The 6,626-nt window shown below is 62.9% G+C and carries 6 protein-coding genes; 2 read left to right on the top strand and 4 right to left on the bottom strand.

All coding sequences use genetic code 11. The features are described 5' to 3' along the window. Nucleotides 1–356: 356 nt before the first annotated feature. Entirely contained in the window at nucleotides 357–1,334 is a 978-nt protein-coding gene (locus BMX92_RS22020; protein WP_093020573.1) for an ABC transporter substrate-binding protein, read from the bottom strand. A 237-nt stretch (nucleotides 1,335–1,571) separates the two neighbouring features. Here BMX92_RS22020 and BMX92_RS22015 point away from each other — a divergent pair, with 237 nt between their 5' ends. Continuing rightward, nucleotides 1,572–2,924 carry an FAD/NAD(P)-binding protein gene (locus BMX92_RS22015; RefSeq protein WP_093020553.1) on the top strand — a complete coding sequence of 451 codons (1,353 nt, stop codon included), beginning with the start codon at nucleotides 1,572–1,574 and terminating at the stop codon, nucleotides 2,922–2,924. A 2-nt stretch (nucleotides 2,925–2,926) separates the two neighbouring features. Here BMX92_RS22015 and BMX92_RS22010 read toward each other — a convergent pair whose 3' ends face one another. Beyond that, nucleotides 2,927–3,199 carry a hypothetical protein gene (locus tag BMX92_RS22010; RefSeq protein WP_093020551.1) on the bottom strand — a complete coding sequence of 91 codons (273 nt, stop codon included), beginning with the start codon at nucleotides 3,197–3,199 and terminating at the stop codon, nucleotides 2,927–2,929. Beyond that, nucleotides 3,196–3,699, bottom strand: coding sequence for a CYTH domain-containing protein (locus BMX92_RS22005; RefSeq protein WP_093020548.1), 504 nt, complete (start codon nucleotides 3,697–3,699; stop codon nucleotides 3,196–3,198). Before BMX92_RS22005 ends, BMX92_RS22010 begins: the two co-directional genes overlap by 4 nt. 150 nt (nucleotides 3,700–3,849) lie before the next feature. Between BMX92_RS22005 and BMX92_RS22000 the strand changes: the two genes are divergently transcribed. Then, complete coding sequence (locus BMX92_RS22000) at nucleotides 3,850–4,899, top strand: NADP(H)-dependent aldo-keto reductase (RefSeq protein ID WP_093020571.1); 1,050 nt, start codon at nucleotides 3,850–3,852, stop codon at nucleotides 4,897–4,899. A 20-nt stretch (nucleotides 4,900–4,919) separates the two neighbouring features. Here BMX92_RS22000 and BMX92_RS21995 read toward each other — a convergent pair whose 3' ends face one another. Further along, on the bottom strand, nucleotides 4,920–6,551 hold the full coding sequence (locus BMX92_RS21995; protein WP_093020546.1) for a Na+/H+ antiporter: 1,632 nt from the start codon (nucleotides 6,549–6,551) through the stop codon (nucleotides 4,920–4,922). Between the last annotated feature and the right edge of the window lie 75 nt (nucleotides 6,552–6,626).

The following is a 6,626-nucleotide window of genomic DNA, read 5'->3' as shown; positions in this document are numbered from 1 at the left end:
AACTACTTCCAGGGGAGCGGCATCCCGTCTATGTTGGCGACCGTCCCAGGCGCTCCCTGCTGGCAGCGCCCCGTCCGGTGAAAAGCCCTCTAGATGCGTCAGCCAAAACCGTCAAACCCTTTTTGAAACTTTCGTGAAAGGGACATAAATATTGTTTATTTACAGATATTTGCATCAAACTAGCAGAAGCCCGACATCCGCCGGTATCCAGCGCCAATCCACCAAAATCCCGAATCAAACCCCTGTTTTCAAAGCAGAATCGGACAGTGGCCCGATTCTCCGATCCCACCCACAGGAGGCGCCACCCATTTCAACCTCCGTCCGGCGCGCAGAGAACAGGCACTGTCAGCGTGCCGTTACAGATGATCAGAGATGTAGGAATTGAATCGATCATCCCATAGTGACCGGACATCGACCGCCTTGGGCAATAGCTTCTGCTCGAAGAAGAGGTCGGCAACCCGCTGCTGCGAGGCGATCGCCTCGGGCGTTACGCGCCGCAATTCATAGTTTGCGCTTTTACGCCGAAACTGATCGATGACATAGTCGCGCGGCACGCCGATATCCTGGGCAATGATCCCGGCCCATTCGTCCTGATGATTGGCGGCCCAGCCAAAGCCCTGCTGCACCAGCGCCAGATATTCGCCGATGATCTTCGCCTTCTCCGGATCGGCCAGCGCGTCGACATGGGCCGAAACCAGATAGTTGCCCGACAATATGCCATAAGCAGTCTTCAGAATGCGCGCGCCCTCGGTCGCGATTGCTCTCTGGATCGGGAAGCCATAGATCGCCCAGCCATCCAGCGCGCCCTGCGAAAAGGCCGCAGCACCATCCGACACGCCCATCGCCACCGGTATGATGTCGTCCCAGGTCAGGCCGACATCTTCCAGCATCCGGATCAGGAAATATTGCGAAGTTGTGGCGCGGACATAACCGACCCGCTTGCCCTTCAGATCGACTATGGATCGTGCCTTCGAACCCTTGGGCACTAGCACAACCTGATTGTTCACATCGCCATGCGCAACCGCAATCTGACGGAAGCTCTGAATGGTCGAGGCTGCGGCGAAGATCGGCGGTATCTCGCTCATGCCACCATAATCGAGCGATCCGCCGTTCAGCGCCTCGACGACAAGATGACCCGACTGGAACTCGCTATAGACCAGGTCGAAGCCTTCCGGCCTGATGCCCGCTGCCTTGAACAACAGGCGCGTATCGCCTTCCCCCTTGCCGGTGATCGATATGCGCAGCTTCGGCCGACCGCCCTGCGCCGTGCCACAGCCTGACAGGAAGAGGCAGGACGCAGCGCCGGCAAGCAGCATGTCACGACGGGACAGCATTTCAGCGCCCATGCGCCCCGTCACCCGAATCGGATGCCCGTTCGAACAGAATGATCGTGGGATCGCGCAGCAATTCCCGCCGCGCGGCATCGTACAGCATATGCCATCGTTGGAGCAGGGATCGTAACAGGCGCATTCTCGTCCTTCCGGAAGCATCAAATCGCCCCTTTATCTATTTCGTCAGTAGAGATATGTCCCACAAGCAATGCTGCGCGAACCATTAGAAATGCTTGATCCATGCTGATCGCCCGTCACACCGCCATCGTTGGAGGCGGCTTCAGCGGCACGCTGCTGGCAATCAACCTGCTGCGGCACGGTTCGCATCATGTGACGCTGATAGAGAGGCGATCCGATCGGCTGGGTCGGGGTCTGGCCTACGGCGCGGCGCAGGCCGATCATGTGCTGAACGTGCGCGCCGCCAATATGAGCCCCTTTCCCGATCAGCCCGATCATTTCGCCGCCTGGCTGAAGGCGCGGAACAAGGGGAACGAAACGAGCTTCGCCACCCGGCGCGATTATGGCGATTATCTGTGCGATTTGCTGGACGACATGCAGCCCGCGGCGCCCGGTCGCCTCACCATCATCGCCGACGAAGCGGTGGACCTGCATCTCCAACCGGATGGCGTGCGGCTGATACTGGCATCGGGCCGCACCGTGGACGCCGATGTGGCGACGATCGCGCCCGGCAACCTGCCGCCCCATCGCCTGCCCGCCTTTGCCGGGCTGGACAGCGTCGCCTATGTCAATGATCCCTGGAGTTGCGATCTGGCCGAGGGGCTTGGGCCTGACGACAGACTGATGCTGCTTGGCACCGGGCTTACCGCCGTCGATTCCATCCTCAGCCTCGTCAATGGCGGGTTCGAAGGATCGATCCTGGCCCTCTCCCGGCGCGGGCTGGCCCCGCACGCCCATGCGCCGGCGCCTCCCTTCACAGCCTGTCGGGACAAGCCGACCGGGCCGCTATCCACGCTGCTGCGTCAGATACGTCGGCGTGGCATGGAGATCGATTGGCGAAATGCCGTCGATGAATTACGCCCCTTTACGCAAGATATGTGGCGCGCTTCGTCCGCGCCGGAACGGCAGCGTTTCCTGCGCCACCTGCGCCCCTATTGGGACGTACACCGCCACCGGATCGCACCGCAGGTCGCCGCGCGGCTGGAAGCGCTGTGTGATGAAGGACGGCTGACGATCATGGCCGCGAAGATTCTGGATGCGGTACCGGATCAAGACGGTCTGGCGGTCACGATCCGCCGACGCGGGGTTTCCAGTGGCGAAACAATGCCTGTCGCGCGGGTCGTCAATTGCACCGGCCCGCTGGGGGATTTGCGGCGTACCAGCGACAGCCTGCTGAGCCGTCTGGCGGAACGCGGTGCGGTTCGGGCGGATGAACTGGCCATCGGGATCGATGTCGACCGGCAGGGCCGCGCCCTGACCCGCGACGGTGAAGCGCAGGAACGGCTGTTCGTGGTCGGGCCGATGACGCGGGGCGCCCATTGGGAGATCGTCGCCGTGCCCGATATCCGGCGACAGGTCTGGACATTGGCCCGCCACATCACCGGTGCGCACTGGGTCGAAGCCGAAGGGCTCTGACGTCAGGCTCCCTCGCCATCGCCGGGCGGGACCGCATCCATCAGGTCCATGAAATTGCGCGCCGCTTCCCGGTCGGCCGGATCTTCGAAAGCGTCCAGATCGGGCGCCTGCCCCAGCAGGAACAGCAGCGACCACAAGGCAAAGCGCCGCGCCCGATCCTGTTCCAGCCCGAAATCGACCCGCATCTTTTCAATGCCCGCCGTCATGGCAGCGGCAGGCAAAGCGTCGATGTCGCGCGTACCGAAATAGCGCTGAAGCTGGTCGTCGAAATTCATGCGTCTTCATCCTCGGTCATGCGATCGCCGGATGTTTCAAGTCCGATCGCGGCATTACGGAACCGGGGATCGTCGGTCACTTCCGTTCCGACCCAGTCGGGCAGGTCGACCTGCACATCGGCCGCTTCCAGTTCCACCTCCGCCAGCACCAGTCCAGCCGCCCCTCCGGCAAAGACATCCACCTCCCAGACATGTCCGCCATGCGGCACGCTATATCGGGTCTTCTCGATTACCGGCCCGCTGCACATCCGCTCCAGCATTTCCGCAGCGTCGTCGGCAGCAATCTCATACTCATATTCGTCGCGCATGATCCCGGCATGGGCGCTCTTGAGCGTGAGCCATGCCCGTTTCCCCGCCAGGCGAATGCGCACGCTGGCCTTTTCGCCCTGTGCCTCATTGCCGCGCGTCACATAGCCCTGTCGGAACAGCCGACCGCCATCGGCCGCTTTGCGCCATCCATCCCCGATCACGAGGAATTTACGTTCGATTTCTATCGGCATGGCTCCTGTTAGCGTTCGTGACCCTCCCGCGCCAGTCCGTGCAGCATCGCTCAACAAGCCATGAGAAACGCTTGATCCGCCGATCCGCCTCTTCCCGCCGCGTGGCGAGACGCTATGGATGGCGCGCATTGCGGCAAAGAGGATATGTATATGGACTATCGCCCACTGGGACGGACCGGGATCGACGTCAGCCTGATCTGCCTCGGCACGATGACATGGGGATCGCAGAATAGCGAGGCGGAGGCCCATGCCCAGCTCGACTATGCCTTTGAAGAGGGCGTGAACTTCCTCGACACGGCGGAAGCCTATCCGGTCACGCCGGTCAGTCGGGACACGCAATATCTGACCGAAACCTATATCGGTAACTGGATCGCCAGGCGCGGCGGGCGCGACCGCATGATCGTCGCGACCAAGGTCGCGGGCCCTTCCCGCGATCCGGTGCGCAAGTTCCGCGATGGCAATAATCGCCTCGATCGCCGCAATATCGAACAGGCGGTGGAAGACAGTCTGCGCCGACTGAAAACCGATTATATCGACCTGTATCAGGTTCACTGGCCCGACCGGCCAGTGCCGTCCTTCGGTGGTCGGGGCCTGTCGCGGCTGAACGACAACGACCAGACTGTGCCGATCGAAGAGACGCTGGGCGCGCTGGCCGATCTGGTGATGGCGGGCAAAATCCGCCATTTCGGCGTGTCGAACGAAACCCCGTGGGGCGTTTCGGAATATCTGCGCCTGTCGCGCGAACAGGGCCTGCCGCGCGTCGCGTCGATCCAGAATGCCTATAGCCTGCTCAATCGCACCTTCGAATATGGCCTGTCCGAATTTGCCCTGCGGGAGGATGTCAGCCTGCTGGCCTATTCCCCGCTGGCGGGCGGTAATCTGACCGGCAAATATCTGGGCGGGCAGATTCCGGCGGGGTCGCGCCGCGATGTCGCGCGTCAGTTCGTCCGCTACGATCTGCCGGGCCAGCCGGCGGCGTCGGCCCGCTATGTCGCCATCGCCCATGCCCATGGTCTGGACCCGGCCCAATTGGCGCTGGCCTATGTCAACAGCCGGCCGTTCGTGACATCGACCATCATCGGCGCGACGTCGCAGGCGCAACTGAAGGCCGATATCGACAGCGTGCGCGTCACCCTGAACGATGAAGCCCTGGCCGCGATCGAGGCCGTGCATCGCGACATGCCCGATCCTTGCCCCTAAGTGCAGAACATCTGGACCTGTCAGCCACGATGCCGCGCTTCCGACAGGTCCAGTTCCCGCGTCAGTTTCTTGGCGGTCTGGCTGCCGATGCTCCGGGCGCGGACCAACTGGTTGAGCGCTGCCCGTTCGGCCTTGATGCCGACCAGACGGAATTGGCTGAGCAGCCGGTCCTGCGCCCGCGCCCGGTCGGTCTGCGCCTCGTCCAGCCCCTCGATGCGTTCGCGATAGAAATCCATCACCCGGCCGCCCGCCTGGGCATAGACATCCGCGTCGCCATGCCCCTCGGCCAGGCCATGCTGATGCCGCTCGATCGCGGTAATGGCGGCCTGCGCCGTGGCGATCCGCGCCTTGTCCTCCTCCGCCTGCTTCGACGGTTCGGGCGGCATGGTCAGCCCTTTCAGCAGGATCGGCAGGGCGATGCTGGCGACGATCAGCGAGACGATGATGACGCCCGCCGCCAGAAAGATCGCCAGATCGCGGGCCGGGAAGGGCGTGCCGTCATTCAGCACCAGCGGCAGGGTCAGCACGCCCGCCAGCGTGATCGCGCCACGCACCCCGGCAAAGGACATGGCGGCGATCAGGCGCCAGTCGGGGCTATGGGGCAAAACCTCCCCCTTGCGCTTGCGCAGGATGGTAAGCTTGAGCGATCCCCAGACCCACAGGAAACGCAGCGCCGCAAGGCCAGCGACGATCGCCAGGATATAGGCGGCCAGCCACCAGGGCGCACTATGCCCGGTCATGGCGACAGTCTGCTTCGCCCCCGACAGGATCGCAGGCAATTGTTCGCCCAGCAGCACGAAGATGATGCCGTTCAACGTGAACTGCACCATGTCCCATACCGAATTACGGCGCATCCGCGTTTCCGCCAGCGCCTGACGGGAAATTTCCGCGAAGGTCATGGTCACGCCGGCGCTGACGGCCGCCAGGATGCCCGATGCATGGACATGTTCGGCCACCATGTAGGAGCCGAAGGGGATCAGCAGGCTGACCAATATCTGCGAGCCGGTATCCTCGCCCCAGCGCTTGGTGACAGCGGCCTTGGCCCGCGTCACCGCCAGCGTGACCGCAACACCGATGACCAGCCCGCCACCGGCCACCCACAGGAAATTGAGCACCGCCGGTCCTGCGGCGAAATGACCGGTCAGCGCCGCCGCGACGGCAAAGCGCAGGCAAACCAGACCCGACGCATCGTTGAGCAGCGATTCCCCTTCCAATATGTGCATCATCCGCTTGGGGATCGGCACGCGCGCGGCGATAGCGGACACCGCGATCGGATCGGTCGGAGACACGACGGCGGCCAGTGCGAAGGCGACCGCCAGCGGCATCGCCGGGATCATCCAGTGGATGAACAGGCCCATGCCCACCACCGTTATCAGCACCAGCCCCAGCGCCAGTTCGACCACGGTCGACACGTCCTTGAGCAATTCATCCTTGGGGATGCGCCACCCATCCAGAAACAGCAGCGGCGGCAGGAACAAAAACAGGAACAGTTCGGGATCGAGCGTCACGCGATGCGTCGTCGACAGGCCGATGACCGCGCCCAGCACGATCTGGACCAGCGGCGTGGGCAGGGCAATGGGCACCATGCGCGATACGGCGCCGCTGACGACAACCGCCAGCAACAGGAAAAGCACGATCGAAACTGTCTCCAAAACTTCTGCTCCATGTGGGATGAAGACGCCATGTTGAAAAAGACGAGGCGATAAGGCAAGCCTTTCAAGGACTTT

The organism is Sphingobium sp. YR768 (assembly GCF_900111125.1).
Taxonomy (GTDB): Bacteria; Pseudomonadota; Alphaproteobacteria; order Sphingomonadales; family Sphingomonadaceae; genus Sphingobium.
This window is presented reverse-complemented; position numbering and strand designations above follow the sequence as displayed.